This window comes from Mesorhizobium sp. (genome assembly GCF_041661565.1).
Lineage (GTDB): Bacteria > Pseudomonadota > Alphaproteobacteria > Rhizobiales > Rhizobiaceae > Mesorhizobium.
This window is the reverse complement of sequence record NZ_JBAZUD010000118.1, coordinates 1-16554: the sequence shown is the minus strand read 5'-3', so window position 1 is coordinate 16554 and position 16554 is coordinate 1. Positions and strand designations below refer to the sequence as shown.

The 16554-nt window shown below is 63.5% G+C and carries 18 protein-coding genes; 11 read left to right on the top strand and 7 right to left on the bottom strand.

Translation table 11 applies throughout. From position 1 onward, the window contains the following. The 6 genes from WC739_RS18990 to WC739_RS18965 form a co-directional block, all read left to right on the top strand. Nucleotides 1-399, top strand: a 399-nt coding sequence (locus tag WC739_RS18990; protein WP_372954569.1) for a tetratricopeptide repeat protein, incomplete at its 5' end; no start/stop codon positions are given. 140 nt (nucleotides 400-539) lie between these two features. After that, a complete protein-coding gene (efp, locus tag WC739_RS18985; protein ID WP_372954568.1) occupies nucleotides 540-1106 on the top strand; it encodes an elongation factor P in 567 nt (188 codons plus the stop codon). Between the two features lie 24 nt (nucleotides 1107-1130). Further along, nucleotides 1131-1931 carry an inositol monophosphatase family protein gene (locus tag WC739_RS18980; protein WP_372954567.1) on the top strand — a complete coding sequence of 267 codons (801 nt, stop codon included), beginning with the start codon at nucleotides 1131-1133 and terminating at the stop codon, nucleotides 1929-1931. A 100-nt stretch (nucleotides 1932-2031) separates the two neighbouring features. After that, complete coding sequence (locus tag WC739_RS18975) at nucleotides 2032-2718, top strand: hemolysin III family protein (protein ID WP_372954566.1); 687 nt, start codon at nucleotides 2032-2034, stop codon at nucleotides 2716-2718. 105 nt (nucleotides 2719-2823) lie between these two features. After that, entirely contained in the window at nucleotides 2824-3849 is a 1026-nt protein-coding gene (locus tag WC739_RS18970) for a MotA/TolQ/ExbB proton channel family protein (RefSeq protein WP_372954565.1), read from the top strand. A 1-nt stretch (nucleotide 3850) separates the two neighbouring features. After that, a complete protein-coding gene (locus WC739_RS18965; RefSeq protein ID WP_372954564.1) occupies nucleotides 3851-4882 on the top strand; it encodes a peptidoglycan -binding protein in 1032 nt (343 codons plus the stop codon). 27 nt (nucleotides 4883-4909) lie between these two features. On the opposite strand, the gene WC739_RS18960 is transcribed toward WC739_RS18965, so the two are convergent. Then, the gene (locus WC739_RS18960) at nucleotides 4910-5263 is read right to left on the bottom strand and encodes a DUF1304 domain-containing protein (protein ID WP_372954563.1); all 354 of its coding nucleotides are present in this window, start codon (nucleotides 5261-5263) and stop codon (nucleotides 4910-4912) included. Between the two features lie 139 nt (nucleotides 5264-5402). Between WC739_RS18960 and WC739_RS18955 the strand changes: the two genes are divergently transcribed. Then, nucleotides 5403-6887: a carboxypeptidase M32 gene (locus tag WC739_RS18955; RefSeq protein ID WP_372954562.1), complete on the top strand. Its 1485-nt coding sequence runs from the start codon at nucleotides 5403-5405 to the stop codon at nucleotides 6885-6887. Between the two features lie 141 nt (nucleotides 6888-7028). Then, nucleotides 7029-8999 carry a DUF3857 domain-containing transglutaminase family protein gene (locus WC739_RS18950; protein WP_372954561.1) on the top strand — a complete coding sequence of 657 codons (1971 nt, stop codon included), beginning with the start codon at nucleotides 7029-7031 and terminating at the stop codon, nucleotides 8997-8999. Between the two features lie 14 nt (nucleotides 9000-9013). Here the strand turns inward: WC739_RS18950 and WC739_RS18945 are convergent, their stop codons facing one another. Then, entirely contained in the window at nucleotides 9014-10813 is a 1800-nt protein-coding gene (locus WC739_RS18945; protein ID WP_372954560.1) for an ABC transporter transmembrane domain-containing protein, read from the bottom strand. Nucleotides 10814-11015: 202 nt separating this feature from the next. Between WC739_RS18945 and rpmE the strand changes: the two genes are divergently transcribed. After that, nucleotides 11016-11237 (top strand): 50S ribosomal protein L31, encoded by a 222-nt coding sequence (gene rpmE / locus WC739_RS18940; RefSeq protein ID WP_006327661.1) that lies wholly within the window; start codon nucleotides 11016-11018, stop codon nucleotides 11235-11237. Nucleotides 11238-11289: 52 nt separating this feature from the next. Here rpmE and WC739_RS18935 read toward each other — a convergent pair whose 3' ends face one another. Further along, nucleotides 11290-11997 carry a hypothetical protein gene (locus WC739_RS18935; RefSeq protein WP_372954559.1) on the bottom strand — a complete coding sequence of 236 codons (708 nt, stop codon included), beginning with the start codon at nucleotides 11995-11997 and terminating at the stop codon, nucleotides 11290-11292. A gap of 157 nt (nucleotides 11998-12154) precedes the next feature. Here WC739_RS18935 and WC739_RS18930 point away from each other — a divergent pair, with 157 nt between their 5' ends. Beyond that, nucleotides 12155-13231: a helix-turn-helix domain-containing protein gene (locus WC739_RS18930; RefSeq protein ID WP_372954558.1), complete on the top strand. Its 1077-nt coding sequence runs from the start codon at nucleotides 12155-12157 to the stop codon at nucleotides 13229-13231. A gap of 16 nt (nucleotides 13232-13247) precedes the next feature. On the opposite strand, the gene WC739_RS18925 is transcribed toward WC739_RS18930, so the two are convergent. Next, a complete protein-coding gene (locus tag WC739_RS18925) occupies nucleotides 13248-13877 on the bottom strand; it encodes a TetR/AcrR family transcriptional regulator (RefSeq protein WP_372954557.1) in 630 nt (209 codons plus the stop codon). A gap of 135 nt (nucleotides 13878-14012) precedes the next feature. On the opposite strand from WC739_RS18925, the gene WC739_RS18920 reads away from it, so the two are divergent. Then, nucleotides 14013-14492, top strand: coding sequence for a DUF1772 domain-containing protein (locus WC739_RS18920; protein ID WP_372954556.1), 480 nt, complete (start codon nucleotides 14013-14015; stop codon nucleotides 14490-14492). Nucleotides 14493-14525: 33 nt separating this feature from the next. Here WC739_RS18920 and WC739_RS18915 read toward each other — a convergent pair whose 3' ends face one another. The 3 genes from WC739_RS18915 to WC739_RS18905 all read right to left on the bottom strand — a co-directional run bounded on the left by WC739_RS18915 (nucleotide 14526) and on the right by WC739_RS18905 (nucleotide 16462). Continuing rightward, a complete protein-coding gene (locus WC739_RS18915; protein ID WP_372954555.1) occupies nucleotides 14526-14837 on the bottom strand; it encodes a SelT/SelW/SelH family protein in 312 nt (103 codons plus the stop codon). Then, the gene (locus tag WC739_RS18910; protein WP_372954554.1) at nucleotides 14834-15619 is read right to left on the bottom strand and encodes an RDD family protein; all 786 of its coding nucleotides are present in this window, start codon (nucleotides 15617-15619) and stop codon (nucleotides 14834-14836) included. Before WC739_RS18910 ends, WC739_RS18915 begins: the two co-directional genes overlap by 4 nt. 93 nt (nucleotides 15620-15712) lie before the next feature. After that, nucleotides 15713-16462 (bottom strand): YebC/PmpR family DNA-binding transcriptional regulator, encoded by a 750-nt coding sequence (locus WC739_RS18905; RefSeq protein WP_372954553.1) that lies wholly within the window; start codon nucleotides 16460-16462, stop codon nucleotides 15713-15715. Nucleotides 16463-16554 lie beyond the last annotated feature (92 nt).

The window sequence follows — 16554 nt, the reverse complement described above, 5'->3', positions numbered from 1 at the left end:
GCGATGTCGCAGATCTATGCCAATGGCGTCGGCGGCAAACCGCGCGACGACGCGCAGGCGAGGCGCCTGCTGGCACAAGCCGCCAGGCAGAATTACGACACCGCCCAGATCGATCTCGCCGCCTGGATGATCGAGGGACGCGGCGGCGCGCGCGACCTGAAGTCCGCCTTTGGCTGGACCAAGCAGGCGGCGGAAGGCGGCAATGTCGCCGCCCAGAACCGCCTGGCGAAACTCTACATGCAAGGCATCGGCACCGATCCGGACCTGGTGCTCGCCGGCGCCTGGTACATCGTGGCCCGCCGCGCCGGTCTCATCGATCCAGAAATGGATGATTTCCTGCAAGGCTTGGGCGACGACCAGACCAAGCAGGCCTTGCGCAAGGCGAACCGCCTGCCCTGACGGCCCCTCGGGGCGCGGCGGCGACTTGGCGCTCCCTTGCCTCTTCGGTTGATTTGTGGTCTTGGGAGCCCGAAATCGCGTCCCAGCGAACATCCCATACCAGCGGCCCGGCCATTGGTAGCATCCCGGATCACCTCATCATGGCCAAGATCAATGGCAACGAAATTCGTCCCGGCTACGTCATCGAGCATGATGGCGGCCTGTGGGTGGCGGTCAGGACCAACACGGTCAAGCCCGGCAAGGGCGGCGCCTACAACCAGGTCGAACTGAAGAACCTGATCAACGGCACCAAGCTCAACGAGCGCTTCCGTTCCGCCGAGACCGTCGAGCAGATCCGGCTCGACCTCAAGGATTTCTCCTTCCTCTACGAGCAGGACGACGCGCTGGTGTTCATGGACACCCAGAGCTACGAGCAGCTGGAACTGAACAAGGAATTCGTCGGCGACCGCGCCGCCTTCCTGCAGGACGGCATGATGGTGACGGTGCAACTCTACGAGGACAGGCCGATCGGCATTTCGCTGCCCGACTATGTGACGCTGACCATCACCGAGGCGGATCCGGTGGTAAAGGGGCAGACAGCGGCCTCCTCATACAAGCCGGCGGTGCTGGAGAACGGCATCCGCGTCCTGGTTCCGCCCTTCATCGGCGCCGGCGAACGCATCATCGTCGACACCAACGAAATCACTTACGTGCGCCGCGCCGACTGACGCGCGACGGCAGGAAGATTTAAGATGGCACGATCAGCCCTCCTCAACGTCATGGTCCAGGCCGCAATGAAGGCCGGCCGTTCGCTGTCGCGCGACTTCGGCGAGGTCCAGAACCTGCAGGTGTCCATGAAGGGTCCCGGCGACTATGTCAGCCAGGCCGACCGCAAGGCCGAGGACATCGTTTTCGCGGAACTGTCGAAGGCACGCCCCGGCTATGGCTTCCTGATGGAAGAGCGCGGCGTGGTCGAAGGCGACGACGGCCAGCACCGCTGGATCGTCGACCCGCTCGACGGCACCACCAATTTCCTGCATGGCATCCCGCTCTTTGCTGTTTCCATCGCCCTGGAGCGCCAGGGCCAGCTTGTTGCCGGCGTCATCTACAACCCGGCGATGGATGAACTCTACACCGCCGAGCGTGGCGGCGGCGCCTTCATGAACGACCGCCGCCTGCGCGTTGCCGGCCGCACCAAGCTGGTCGACACGGTGATCGGCTGTGGCGTGCCGCATCTGGGGCGCGGTCATCACGGCAATTTCCTCGTCGAACTGCGCAATGTCATGGCGGAAGTGTCGGGCGTCCGTCGCCTCGGCGCCGCCTCGCTCGACCTTGCCTATGTCGCCGCGGGCCGTATGGACGGGTTCTGGGAAACCGGCCTCTCGGCCTGGGATATCGCCGCCGGCCTCCTCATGATCCGCGAGGCGGGCGGATTCGTTTCCGACATGGATGGCGGCCAGGACATGCTCGACAAGGGCTCGGCGGTCGCCGGCAACGAGGTCATCCAGCGCGCACTGCTGAAGGCGGTGAAAAAGCCGCTCATGGCACGCTGACCGGCACGACGCGCTGATGCGCCGCGGTCGCATAACCGCAACAAAAGCTTGAAATACTGTCAGGCGGTTACCCAGATATGGGGGTGACGCAGGACCATAGATGACCGATATCCCGCCGCAACTCGAAATCCCGTTCATGGGCCGCTGGCACTATTCCCGCGCGGAGATGATTGCCGACGGCATCGTTCACGCCGTCGGCATCGTGCTGGCGATAGCGGCCGGTTCGGCATTGCTGGCACTGGCAGCCTATCGGGTCGGCCCGGGCGAATACATCGCCGCCGCCTTCTACGTGGTCTCGCTGCTCACCGTGCTGTCGGTGTCGATGACCTACAATCTGTGGCCGGTCTCCTCGCCGGCGAAATGGGTCTTAAGGCGTTTCGACCACGCCGCGATCTATCTCCTGATCGCCGGCACATACACGCCCTTCCTGGCGCAACTCGACGGCTCGCCGCTGGCGAACTGGATGATCGTGCTGGTCTGGAGCGCCGCGGCGCTGGGGATCGCGATCAAGGTGTTCCTTCCCGGCCGTTTTGACCGGCTGGCCATCGTCTTCTATCTCGCCATCGGCTGGAGCGGCATCGTCCTGGCCAAGCCGCTGGTCCAGACGCTGCCGACGACATCCCTGATGCTGATCGTTGCAGGCGGCATCGTCTATTCCTGCGGCGTCATCTTCTTCGCCTGGAAGCGGCTGCGCTTCCACAACGCGCTTTGGCATGGCTTCGTCGTCACCGGCGCCGGCCTGCATCTGGCCGCCATGGTCGACTGCCTGGTTGTCAGCCGCCTCTGAACAGGCCTGCCGGAACGGCAATATTGCCAATCGCCATTCAATTTGGTCACAATTCCGTTTAGAGTCGCGAGCGGCGCGATCGGCGGCAGTGGAAACGGGGCACGGATGGCTTTTCTCAGATCCTTCGGCGTGGGCAGGCGTTCCGACGTCCTGGTCTACGACCCGCACAAACTGTCGAGCCCGCAGGTCTTCTTGCTGACCATGGTGATCTTCCTCGCCATCGTCGCCTTTATCGCCGCCATCCTGACCCGCCAGATCTCGACGGCCTTTGGCAGCAATCCGGGCCTCAACGGCCTCATCGTCGGCGTGCTGGCGGTCGGCATCCTGCTGGCCTTCGGCCAGGTCGGGCGGCTGTTTCGCGAAGTGCGCTGGGTCAACTCGTTCCGCGCCGGCTCCGAGACCACCGAACCGGTGCTGCTGGCGCCGATGAAGGCGATGATTGGCCGCTCATCCGCGACCGCCTTCTCGACCAGTTCGATGCGCACTATGCTCGATTCCATCGCCACGCGCCTCGACGAAAGCCGCGACACCTCGCGCTACCTCGTCGGCCTGCTTGTGTTCCTCGGCCTGCTCGGCACCTTCTGGGGCCTGCTGAACACCATCGGCTCGATCCGTGAGACCATCGAATCGCTCGATCCGGGCACCGGCGACGCCGCCGCCGTGCTCGACTCGCTGAAGCAGGGGCTTTCGGCGCCGCTGGCCGGCATGGGCACGGCCTTCTCGTCGTCGCTGTTCGGCCTTTCCGGCTCGCTCGTGCTCGGCTTCCTCGACTTGCAGGCCGGCCGCGCCCAGACCCGCTTCTACACCGAGCTTGAGAACTGGCTTTCCTCGGTCACCGACCTGTCGTCCGACATCGTCGTCTCCGATCCGGCCAAGTCCGAATCCTCCGACGAGATCCGTGTGCTGTCCGAACGGCTGCGCAGCATGCAGGAGAATGGCGGCGGCTCCAACCCCCGCGTCGCCACCGCCATGGCCAACCTCGCCGACGGCATCTCCGGCCTAGTGAAGAACATGCGCTCGGAGCAGCAGATCATGCGCGATTGGGTCGAGGCCCAGTCGGATGAGCAGAAGGCGATGCGCAACACGCTGGAAAAGATCGCCGAAGCCCTGAAGAAGCCCGGGGTGCACTGACATGGCGCTCGCCAGGGGCCGGCGCACCGATCGCCGCATCGACTACTGGCCAGGCTTCGTCGACGCGCTGTCGACGCTGCTGCTGGCCATCATGTTCCTGCTCACCGTGTTCGTGCTGGCCCAGTTCCTGCTCGGGCGTGAACTCTCGGGCAAGGACACGGCGCTGTCGCGCCTCAACTCGCAGATCAACGAACTGACCCAGCTTCTGGCGCTGGAACGCTCGACGGCGCAGGACAAGGACGATTCGCTGGCCAATCTGCAGGCGTCGCTGTCGGCGGCGGAAGCGGAAAAGAGCCGGCTCGAACAATTGCTGGCGCAAGGCGCCGGCGCCGGCGACGCCGCCAACCAGCGCGCCATCGAACTGGGCGGCGAACTCGACAGCCAGCGGCAGATCAGCCAGCAGGCGTTGAGCCAGGTCGAAATCCTCAACCAGCAGATCGCGGCGCTGCGCAAGCAGATCGGCGCGCTCGAGGACGCGCTCAACGTGTCCGAAACGCGCGACCGCGATTCCAACACCAAGATCGCCGATCTCGGCCGCCGCCTCAATGTCGCGCTGGCGCAGCGCGTGCAGGAATTGAACCGCTACCGCTCCGACTTCTTCGGCCGCCTGCGTGAAATCCTCGCCGACCGCGAGAACATCCGCATCGTCGGCGACCGCTTCGTGTTCCAGTCGGAAGTGCTGTTCCCGACCGGCTCCGAGGTGATCAACGATGCCGGCAAGGGCGAGATGAAGAAGCTCGCCGACGCCATCATCGAGCTGCAGAAGGAAATTCCGCCGGAGATCAACTGGGTGCTGCGCGTCGACGGCCACACCGACAACAAGCCGCTCTCCGGCAACGGCCGCTACCGCGACAATTGGGAGCTGTCGACGGCCCGCTCGACCTCGGTGGTGAAATTCCTCATCGAGAATGGCGTGCCGGCCAACCGGCTGGTCGCCGCCGGTTTCGGCGAGTTCCAGCCGCTCGACCCCGCCGACACCGACGAGGCACGCAACAAGAACCGCCGTATTGAATTGAAACTCACCGAACGGTGACTGATCATCAAGCGGATCACGCGTGGACTAGCGGCCCAGCCAGATGGCAACCAGCGCAAGCACCGCCGGCACGGCCTGGATGAACAGGATCTTGCGGCCGACTGTCGTCGCCCCGTAAAGGCCGGCAATGGCCACGCACAGCAGGAAGAACACCTTGATCTGAAACCCGGCCGCGCCGAGGGTCAGCCCCCAGATCAGGCCGGCGGCAAGAAATCCGTTGTAGAGGCCCTGGTTGGCGGCGAGCACCTTCGACGCGCTGGCGAATTCCGGCGTCAGGCCGAAGGCCTTGCGACCGCGGGGCGTGTCCCACAGCACCATCTCTAGATAGACGATGTAGACATGGATCAAGGCCACCAGGCCAACCAGGACGTTGCCGATCATTGCGTTCCCTTCGATTTCTCGCGGCAGCATTTCACGCGTCACCTTGCCTGCGCAAGATGCCTGCCCGGATCATGCCGGAGGGTTGCAAACGCCCTGGCGTTGGTATCTTTTCGCGCCGTCCTCAATCAAGGAAACCGCCATGTCCTTTCAGAAACTCGATGATCTCGGCCACAAGCTCGAAGCACTCGAGCATGCGCTGGCCATCCTGGGAGCCGACGAGGCCACCCACATGGCGGTTGGCGGCGGCGAGAAGCGTGCCGAGGCGATGTCGGCGCTGGCCGGCATGTATCACACAAGGGCAACCGCGCCGGAGATAGGCGACTGGATCGCCGCCGCCGAGGCCGAAACGCTCAACGACGAGCAGAAGGCGGCTGTTGCCGAACTGCGGCGGCAGTACACCAATCTGACCTGCCTGCCGGTCGAATTCGTCGAGCGCCAGACGACCGCGCGCATGCGCTGCGAGCAACTGTGGCGCGAGTTGCGCGCCCGGAACGACTGGGCGGGCTTCCAGCCGGCGCTGGAAGGCGTGGTGGCGCTGGTGCGCGAGGAGGCGGCCTTGCGCGCCGACGTGCTTGGCCTCGCGCCCTATGACGCGCTGATGGAGCAATACGACCCCGGCAACCGCACCGCCGACATCACCCCGGTCTTCACCGACCTGAAGGCTTTCTTGAAGGGGTTCGTGCCGGAAGCGCTGGCGGTGCAGGAAACCCGGCTGCGCAAGCGCCCGCTGAAGCCGCTCTCGGGCACCTATGCGATCGACAAGCAGCGCGAACTCGGCCTTGCGATGATGGCGGCGGTTGGTTTCGACCTGACGCACGGCTCGCTGTCGGTGTCGCATCACCCGTTCTGCGGCGGCGTGCCGAGCGACGTGCGCATCACCACCCGCTACAAGACCTCCGATTTCCTGTCGGCGCTGATGGGCGTGCTGCATGAGACCGGCCATGCGCTCTATGAACAGAACCTGGCCAAGGCATGGTCGCACTGGCCGCTCGGCAAGGCGCGCGGCATGGCCGTGCATGAAAGCCAGAGCCTGTTCGTCGAAAAGCAGCTCGGCCGCAACCCGGCCTTCTGGCGCTGGGCCCTGCCGGTGGTCGAAAGGCATCTCGGCGAGGCATGGTCGCTCGAGGACATCCTGCCGCATGTGCACCGTGTCGAACGCGGACTGATCCGTGTCGATGCCGATGAGGTGACCTACCCCCTGCATGTCATCCTGCGTTATGAACTGGAGCAGGAACTCGTGTCCGGCAGGCTGGAAGTGGCGGATCTTCCCGAAGCCTGGGACGCCAGGATGCGCGACTATCTCGGGCTCTCGACCATCGACAATCCGGCCGACGGACCGATGCAGGACGTGCATTGGCCGGGCGCTGCCTTCGGCTATTTCCCGTCCTACACGCTGGGCGCGATGATGGCGGCGCAGCAATGGGCGGCGCTGACCAGGGAACACCCCTCCGCCGACGACGACCTCGCAAAAGGAAACTTCGAGGCGATCAACGCGTGGCGCCGCGAAAAAATCTGGTCGCAGGGCTCGCGCTGGTCGACGCCGGAGTTGCTCGAACGCGCCACCGGCGAAAAGCTCGACGCGAGCTATTTCGTGAACCATCTGAAGCAGCGCTACGGAAGCTGAGATCGCCGGAGCGCCGTCCTTTCGCCACGGCCCCCGAAGCAGGCGGGCGGCGAGGAGCAGGCCGCCCGCCGCAATGCGTCTTGCCGGACTGCTTTTACTTTTCTATCACTGGTGGCATCCGAGGGGACGGGCGCTTTTCAAATGACATTCAAGGCAATGGCAAGACTCTGCGCCTGGATCGCCCTTGTCATGGTCTGCCTGCCGGCGCTCGCCGGAGGCGAAGTCCACAAGGGCGACCCCGCCGGCTGGGTGGATCGGATCGACCTGCCGAAGGCGGATCCGCTATTCGACAGCCAGGTCAGGAACGGCGTGTCCAGTCTTCTGTCGGACTACCAGACCAGGAATCGGCCGGACGGATCCGAGACTTTCGACCGATACGCCTACAGGATCGTCGACCGCAGCGGGCTCGAACGCGGCGCGGCGATAAGTTTCGAGTTCGACCCGGCGACGTCCGAGGTGACGATGAACTGGCTGCGCATCATTCGCGACGGCGTGGTGATCGACCGGCTTCCCGATGCCAGCTTCGATGTGTTTCGACGCGAGAAGGATGCGGAGAAAGGCCTCTTCGATGGCTGGCTCACCGCCTATTTGAACATCGACGATGTTCGTGTCGGCGACATCATCGACTACGGCAAGACGACCGTCAGAACGCCCATTGTCGGGGCCAACCTGTTTTTCCGTTCCGTCTCGGTGGCGTGGGACGAACCCATAGCGCTCATCCGCGAAAAGGTGACGTGGCCGACAGCCGCGCCGCTCAAGATCCGCCAGCTCCGCACCGACATCCGGCCCGACATCAAGACGGACGGTGCCCTGACCACCTATCTCTGGCAAAGCGCCGATCCCACTCCGGTCCTGTCCGAGGACAACCTGCCGGCGGATTTCCCGGCCTATCCGGCGGTCGAGATCTCCTCGACCGACAAATGGCAGGACATCGTCGACGCGCTTTTGCCCTACTATCGGCTCGATCAGCGATTGCCGGATGATTTCGCCGCCAAACTCGACGACATCGCCGCCAGATTTGCCAGGCCGGAAGACCGGATGATCGAGGCCATGCGGCTGGTCCAGGACAATATCCGCTATGTCAGCCTGTCCATGGGCCGCGGCTCGTATGTCCCGCGCAGTCCCGATGTGGTGGTCAGGAGCGGCTTCGGCGACTGCAAGGACAAAGCCCTGCTTCTCGCCACCAGCCTTCGACGGCTGGGCATACGGGCGGACTCCGCGCTGACCGATCTCGACGACGGATTGGCACTGGGCGACGTTCTTCCGACGGTCCGCGCCTTTGACCATGTCATCGTCAAGGCCGTCATCGGCAGCCAGACTTACTGGATCGACGCCACCAACTACCTCCAGGGCGGCCGCGCCGAGAACCTTGTCGCACCCGACTATGGCTTTGCCCTGCCGATTGTCGCCAATGACGCGAAGATGGAAAGAATGGAACGCAAGGAGCTGTTCCAGCCGACCACCTTCGTCAGCGAGGCGTTCGATTTTCCCCGGCGCGAGGGCGAGCCGCTGGCGCTGACGGTCACCACGACCTATCGCGGCGGGGACGCCGACGTCATGCGCTACAAGCTGGTTTCACAATCCGTGAGCAAGCTCGCCAACGACTATCTCCAATATTACAACCGCCAGTATCCCGGGATGGCGAGTGTGGCGCCCTTGGTGACGCATGACAGCCGGGATGAGAATGTCGTCCTGGTGATCGAATCCTACCAGCTGCCGGCCGACGCCCTCGACGAGGATGATCTTGCCAAGAATTTTCCGTTGAAGGCCGACGTCGGCATCGGCAATCTGCCGGAGCCCGACATGGTTGGCAGGGTTGGGCCGGTCTGGCTTGGCGGTCCCGCCTTCAGGCGGCATCAATGCATCGTCCGCAACCTCAAGGCACAATTCGTCGGCCCCGAGAAACCTGATGACGTGATCACGCCCTACGTCGCCTTCAAGGCGCGCTGGTCCAGCACGCCGACCGAATTTCAGGTTGACTGGTTTCTCAAGACGATCGGCGACAAGGTTCCCGCCAGGGACATCGGCGCCTATCTGAAATCGCGCAGGAAGATGAGCGGGAATTCGTCCTGGGACTACAATTTCGCCTATGCCGAGGCACCGGCCAACTGAACCATCGGCAATGCTTATTCGGCCGCGCCCCGGAAGGCGGTCGCCCCGCTCTCGAACTGCAGCTTGGCCAGCCGCGCATAGATCCCGCCCTTGGCGACGAGACTGTGATGCGTACCTTCCTCGACGATGCGGCCGCCATCCATGACCAGGATCCTGTCGGCCTTCAGCACGGTCGCCAAGCGGTGGGCGATGACGACGGTGGTACGGCCCTGCATTAGCCGTTCAAGCGCAACCTGCACCAGCGTCTCGCTTTCGGCGTCGAGGGCGGAGGTGGCTTCGTCGAGCAACAGGATCGGCGCGTCGCGAAGGATGGCGCGCGCGATGGCCACCCGCTGGCGCTGGCCGCCGGACAGCGTCACGCCGCGCTCGCCGACCTGGCTGTCATAGCCTTTTTCCAGCCGCAGGATGAATTCATCGGCCAGCGCGTCCTTGGCCGCCGCCTCGATCTCGGCATTGCCGGCACCCGGCCGGCCGAAGCCGATATTGTCGCGGGCGGTCGCCGCGAAGATGGTGACATCCTGCGGCACGATCGCGATACGCTGCCTGACCGCGACGGGATCGGCCTCGCGCACGTCGACGCCGTCGATCGTGATCCTGCCGGTTTCGGGGTCGTAGAAGCGCAGGATCAGCGAAAAGACGGTGCTCTTGCCCGCCCCCGAAGGACCGACGATCGCCACCGTCTCGCCGGGCATGACCTGGAAGCTCAAACCGTGCACGGCGGCGCGGTCCGGCCTTGCCGGATAGGAGAAGGACACGCCCTCGAAGCTGATCGCGCCCTTGGCCACGGCCGGCAGCGGCTTCGGGTCGGCGGGGGCCTGGATCGCCGGCTTTTCGGCCAGGATTTCGGTCAGCCGTTCGGCGGCGCCCGCCGCCTGGGCGAGTTCGCCCCAGACCTCCGACAGCGCGCCAAGCGCGCCGGCGGCGAACACCGAATAGAGCAGGAACTGGCCAAGCGTGCCTGGCGACAGGGTGCCTTCCAGCACGTCGCGCGAGCCGAACCACAGCACGGCCACGACCGAGGAGAAGATCGTGAAGATGGCGAAGAAAGTGAGGAACGAGCGTGCGAAGATCGAGGACCGGGCCGCCTCGAAAGCGGCCTCCACGGCGGCCGAGAAATGACCGGTGACCAGCTTCTCGTTGGTGAAGGCCTGCAGCGTGCGAACGGCGCCGATCTGCTCGCTGGCATAGGCCGTCGCGTCGGCGAGCGTGTCCTGCGCCTGCCGCGACTTCCGCCGCACCGAACGGCCGAAGGCGACCAGCGGCAGTACGATGATTGGAATGGCGGCGATGACCAGGCTGGACAGTTTCGGGCTGGTGACGACCATCATTGCCACCGCGCCGAGGCCGAGGATGACATTGCGCAGCGCGACCGAGGCCGTGGCGCCGACCGCCGACTTGACCTGAGTCGTGTCGGCGGCGAGCCGCGACACGATCTCGCCGGACTGCGCGGTATCGAAGAAGGAGGGCGACAGTGTCGTCACATGGGCGAACACATCGCGCCTGATATCGGCGACAACGCGCTCGCCAAGCGTGATGACGAAATAATAGCGGCCGGCCGATGCCGCCGCCAGCATGGCGGCCATCGCCAGCAATGCGACGAAATATTCAGCGATGAAACTTGTGTTGGATGACGAGAAGCCATGATCGATCATGCGGCGAACCGCGAGCGGCAGGGCCAGCGTGGTCGCCGCCGCGATGACCAGCGAGATGACGGCGCCGACAACCAGCGTGCGATAGTGCGTGATATAAGGAAACAGGCGCCTGAGCGGCTTGAGCGAGCGCCGCCGCTCGTCTGCGCTGCTGGTTTGCGCCATGGCAGTGTTTCCTCTGGCCGCTCTTGGGCATGCGCTTCACTATGCGCTTGTCGCGGCCTTGTGATTCAATTCCGCCTGATGTATAGGCTCGCCGACCGTTTTAGAAGCCGTGGCTCCTCAATAGCCGCGGCTTTGAGTTTAAAAAAGAGGCGCATCGACGCAGGCTCATGCCCGTCGGCGCCGGCAAGCCAGGAACCGCGCCATGAAGACCGACATCCATCCCGACTACCACACCATCAAGGTCGTCATGACCGATGGCACCGAATACATGACCCGTTCGACCTGGGGCAAGGAAGGCGATACGATGAACCTCGATATCGACCCGACCACCCACCCGGCCTGGACCGGTGGCCAGCAGACCCTGCTCGATCGCGGCGGCCGCCTGTCGAAGTTCAAGAAGCGTTTCGAAGGTTTCGGCCTCTAAGCCAGACAAGCCTTGCAGATCAAGAACCCGCCCTCGTGGCGGGTTTTTTGCTTCAGCGAATGGTGGCGCGAACAAAGTCGCCGTTGATGGCGACCAAGGGCTTGGCGCCGACGGTGTTGGGAAGCGAGCTGTCGACGAAGGATGCCGACGCCGTCACCGAGTAGCTGATCGCAACCCCTTGTCCGAACACTAGCGTGGCGTCCAGCGCCTTGCCGGCGATGGCAATGTTTTCGTCATGTCTGACGCTGCCAAAAGTGAGATTGGCTTTCAGCGCGTCGCCTTTGAGCTCGACGGTCGACGCATGCCCGTTCAGCGAGACATCGGCTGCCTTGCTGGTTATGGCTATGGTGGAAAAATTCCCCTCCATCCTGGCCTGCAGCGCCGCCTGGTCGATCGACACCGAGCTTTCAGGTTGGATGTTTGCATTGATCTCGACCCTGCAGTCTGAAGGGTCCATCCATGAAGACGGCGCAACGTCGATACGCAGCGTCGAGGCCTCCAGCTTCATGTCGCTGGCAAGGCTGCAGTCATTGGCGAACCAGCTCGAATACCAGCGTGAAAACCAGCCCTCGCGGCGGCTGCCAATCGTCGCCTGGTAAGATGCCGACACCAAGGTGGTGATCCTGACGGAACTGGCTTGACCCGATATGACGATGGCGCTCACGCCAGCGAGATCGAGCGTCTTGCCGGCCTCTCCGCTTGCCGGTGAGGCAAGTGCTACACTGGCGAATGACAGCAAGACGAGAATTGCGGATTTCATTGATATCTCCGATCATGTATGGCGGTCCCCGTTGGACCGCGGCGTTGTCGCAATGACCCGGGATGCCGATTTCCGCGTCCTCGATCGCGATCCGGGACGACCGTGAACGCAATCCAGGTCATTGTCGGTCGCCAGCCTTGGAACCACGCTTGCGATCATGATCTTTATTCCCCTGCCGTTCGTCGTTGCTCTGCTGCTTGTCATCCTGCTTGTGCAGATGATCCGCCGAAACGAAGCCGATCTGCGCGAGAACATCGCCTTCATTCTGCTGATGGCGGCCTATGCATTGCAGTCGGTGCTGATTGGCATCCGCTGGGGCTATGATGTCAGGGCAATGATGCCGGCCCAGTCGGTGCTGGCGACGCTGATCGCGCCGCTGGCCTGGATCGCCTTCGGCAGCCTGACGACGGAACCGTCGGAGCACCGCCTGTCACGGCTGTGGCCGCATCTGCTGCCGGCCTTCCTGGTTGCCTTGCTGCTGGTCTTCTGGCGCGAGCCGGTCGGGCCGGTGATCATCCTGGTGTACTTGTCGTATGGGTTCGCGCTTCTTTGGCTCGCGCTGGCTGGCCCGGACGTCCTTGTCGAATCGCGCCTCGACGGCGTCTTGCGATCCTACCGGTCGCTGTGGGTGACGGCGCTTGCGATCCTCGCGTCGCCGTTCACCGACATCATCATCAGTTTCGACATGCAATGGACCGGCGGAGCTCATTCCGGCGCGGTGATTGCCGGCGGCAACGTGCTGGCGCTGCTGCTGCTGGGGGGTGCCGCCGCGGTTGCCAGCGAAGCGCCTGCTCAGGATGAAGAGACCGTGGATGTGGCGCAAACCACGCCACGGGCAACCAGCGAAGATTCAGCGATCGCAGCGGCGGTCGACGCGCTGATGCAAACGAAGGAGCTCTACAAGGACGTCGATCTCAATCTTGGGCGCATCGCCAGGCGCCTCGGCCTGCCGGCACGGCAAGTGTCGTCGGCGATCAATCGCATCCACGGATCGAGCGTGTCGCAATATGTCAACAACCATCGGATCGACGAGGCGCGCCGCCTGCTGGCTGCGACGGAAGAACCGATCACCCGCATCATGTTCGACGCCGGCTTCCTCAGCAAATCGAATTTCAACCGCGAGTTCCTTCGCATCACCGGCTTGAGCCCGAAGGCCTGGCGGCTAGAGCACCAGCCGCCAGGCAGCGTTGTGTCAGCCACATCGTTGCCGGCCAGATCCATGCCCGAACAATGAATGCGAACAGCGCCACTCAGGCGACGGTCAGTTCCCGCAACGCCATCCGCTTGTAGGCCGCCACCAGCCTGTCGCCCTCCTGCCGCTCGACCGAGATTGCCAGCCGCATAACTGCTTCGCCCATCTGCCAGATGAGAAACGCCGTCGTCTCCAGGGAGACGGGATCGGCATTGGGACGCAGCAGCTTCAGCACTGCTGTAAGGAACCCGGCGTTGGCCCGGCTGTCGGCGAGTTCGAGTTGACGCAGCGCCTTGTCCGCTTGCGTGCCGGACCAGATGTCGCGCATCACCGGCTCGGCCAGGAACAGGCCGTAATAGATATCGACCAGCTCCGAAAACGCCTGGCGCAGGCCTTCGGCGTCGCTGACGACGGCGAGCGCCGCTGAGATACAGGCCTGGCCCTCGGTTGTGTAGCGCTCGGCAAGCGCCCAGATGATCGCCCGCTTGTCGGGAAAGAACTGGTAAAGCGAGCCGATCGATACGCCCGCCCGTTCCGCCACTTCCCCCATGCGCATGGCATCGCTGCCTTGCTCGGCGATCAGCGCCGAGGCGGCGGCCAGCATGCGCTCGACCCGTTCGCGGCTGCGCCGCTGGCTCGGTGCCCGGCGCGGCGAGGCTTTGGGCTCGTTGGACGGCAAGCCTTCCATGATCGTCTCCGAACAGATGCGTCTGGCTGAAATCGCCACGGAAGTGGCTTGACCGATAAAATACGAGGGTTTATCACGTTTAGCAAATGTGAGAACTACTCACGTTTAAACGAACCCTGACTCGGAGCAATCGACATGATCGCGAAATTTCTCCCCACCCTGACCTTCGTCGCCGCGCTCGGTGCCGGTGTGGTCGGCGGCGTGTTCTTCGCATTCTCCAATTTCGTCATGCCGGCACTTGCCCGCCTGCCGGCGGCGGGCGGCATCGCCGCGATGAATTCGATCAACGTCACGGTGATCACGCCCACCTTCATGACGGCGCTTTTCGGAACCGGCCTGCTCTGTGTGGTGCTTATCGCCGCCGCCATCATGGGCTGGAGCCAGTCCGGCTCGTACTGGTTGCTTGCCGGCGCGGTGATCTACCTGATCGGCAACCCGATCGTCACCATGATCTTCAACGTGCCGCTCAACGATGCGCTCGCCGCCGTCGACCCGGCCAGCAGCAATGGCGCCGCCGTGTGGGCGAACCATCTGAGCCAATGGGTGATGTGGAACCACGTCCGCACCGTCACCGCCATCGTGGCGATGGCCTGCTTCATCTTCGCATTGCTTTAGTTATGGCACTTCGCAAATGCAAAAGACTCCGCATCAAGCGGGGTCTTTTTGCGTGTGACCCTTGCGATCGGAGTGGCCGAGGTCACGGCCGGGATCAATCACATCGCGAACAAGTTGCTTGAGTTTTGCAGCTTCGGGAAAGCCGCCGTCGCGCTTGCGGTCCCAGACCAACGTGTCGTTGCAGCTGATGGTGAAGATGCCTCCGGTGCCAGGCACCAGCGTCACTTCGCCGAGATCGGTGCCGAAGGTGGAAAGCAGCTCCTGCGCCATCCAGCCAGCGCGCAGCAGCCACTGGCACTGCGTGCAGTAGGTGATGACGATCCGAGGTTTGTCCGGGAGGCTCATTCATGTGTCTCGCGGGTGCGAACGGTTGTGCCGGCAAGCCGATCATGGATCGGCTCATTGCCCAACGCTATCGATATTCCGATCCAGAGCGGCCAGATCAAAGCCAAGCCAAACGCGACGAAGGCAGTCACGATTTCCAGCCAGGAATAGCTCGGCGCAGGTCCCGGAACGCTCCCCCAGGTCTGAAAGACAGACCAGGCCCCTGTCAGTACGAGGGGGAAAGCCCCGAGAAACTTGATCACCTGTCGACGAAACGCCTTTTGCAAGGGCAAGCCTCTTCTCTGCCAGTCATTCTCGTCATACACGACGAGCACCAAAGCCTGCTTACCGACTGATTGGCCCGAGGCCATTTCCATAAGAAGAAGATAGATCGCCAAAGCGGGTACCTGGAGGAAACCCAGATCCAACGCCGCAGGTCGAAAATTCCCCTTCGAATTGAGATCGATTGAAACCGTCTCGGGCTTCGCAGACTGGGTTTCCTTCGCGGTGCCAACTGCCCAATTGGCTACCGGAAAGCCGAAGAGAGACGACCTGCACACCTGCCAATCGTAACGTTCAAGCGACGGACCGCCGTGCACCTTGGCCGACATGCATATTCTTAAGAAGAGCCAGAAGTGACCTTTCACCCCACCGTCGGTCAGCGCGAACAAGCCGGCCGCCAGAAAATAGAGCGGTATCAGCACCACAAGGTAGTCGATAAACGAAGCAAGGAACCGGCGCCAGAAGCCACCGCGGCGAGGCCAAGCCATCGCAGCGGCAAGTTGAATCCCTTCGTCAGTCATCTCCCCTCCCGTCGATCACTGACTGATCTATACGTTGGGTGGGGAGTCCTTGGCCATGGCGTTCGCCTACACTTCCGTGTGACGGGCAGAAACTCACGCCGCGCTGAGCTTGGCCATGGTCTCGTCGTCGACTTCGAAGTTGGCGTAGACGCTTTGCACGTCATCGTCGTCCTCGAGCGTCGCGACCAGCTTCATCAGCGACTGGGCCCGTTCCTCGTCGACCGGAACATTGTTCTGCGGCTTCCAGATCGGCTTCACCGATTCCGCTTCGCCGAGCGATGCTTCCAGCGCCTTCGACACTTCGCCGAGATTCTCGAAGGCGCAATGGATGGTATGGCCTTCCTCGTCCGATTCCACATCGTCGGCGCCCGCTTCGATCGCCGCGTCCATGACCTTGTCGGCGCTGCCGGCGGATGCCGGATAGTAGATCTCGCCGGCACGGTCCCACATGAACGACACCGAGCCGGTTTCGCCAAGCGCGCCGCCGGCCTTGGTGAAGGCGGCCCGCACGTTCGACGCCGAACGGTTGCGGTTGTCGGTCAGGGCTTCGACGATCAGGGCGACGCCACCCGGGCCGTAGCCCTCATAGCGCACCGCTTCGTAGTTCTCGGCATCGCCCATCGACGCCTTGTTGACGGCGCGCTGGATGTTGTCCTTAGGCATCGAAACCGCCTTGGCGTTCTGGATCGCCAGTCGCAGGCGCGGGTTCATCGATGGATCGGGCGTGCCGCTCTTGGCGGCGACGGTGATTTCGCGCGCCAGCTTGGAAAACATTTTCGACCGCACCGCGTCCTGGCGGCCCTTGCGGTGCATGATGTTCTTGAACTGTGAATGGCCAGCCATGGCACCCCTGTCGTGTTCGGCTAGAGCATGCTGCCACGAGATGTCCACCTCGTCCTTGCACCATGCTCGAATTCAAAATGTCAGAGCGTCCG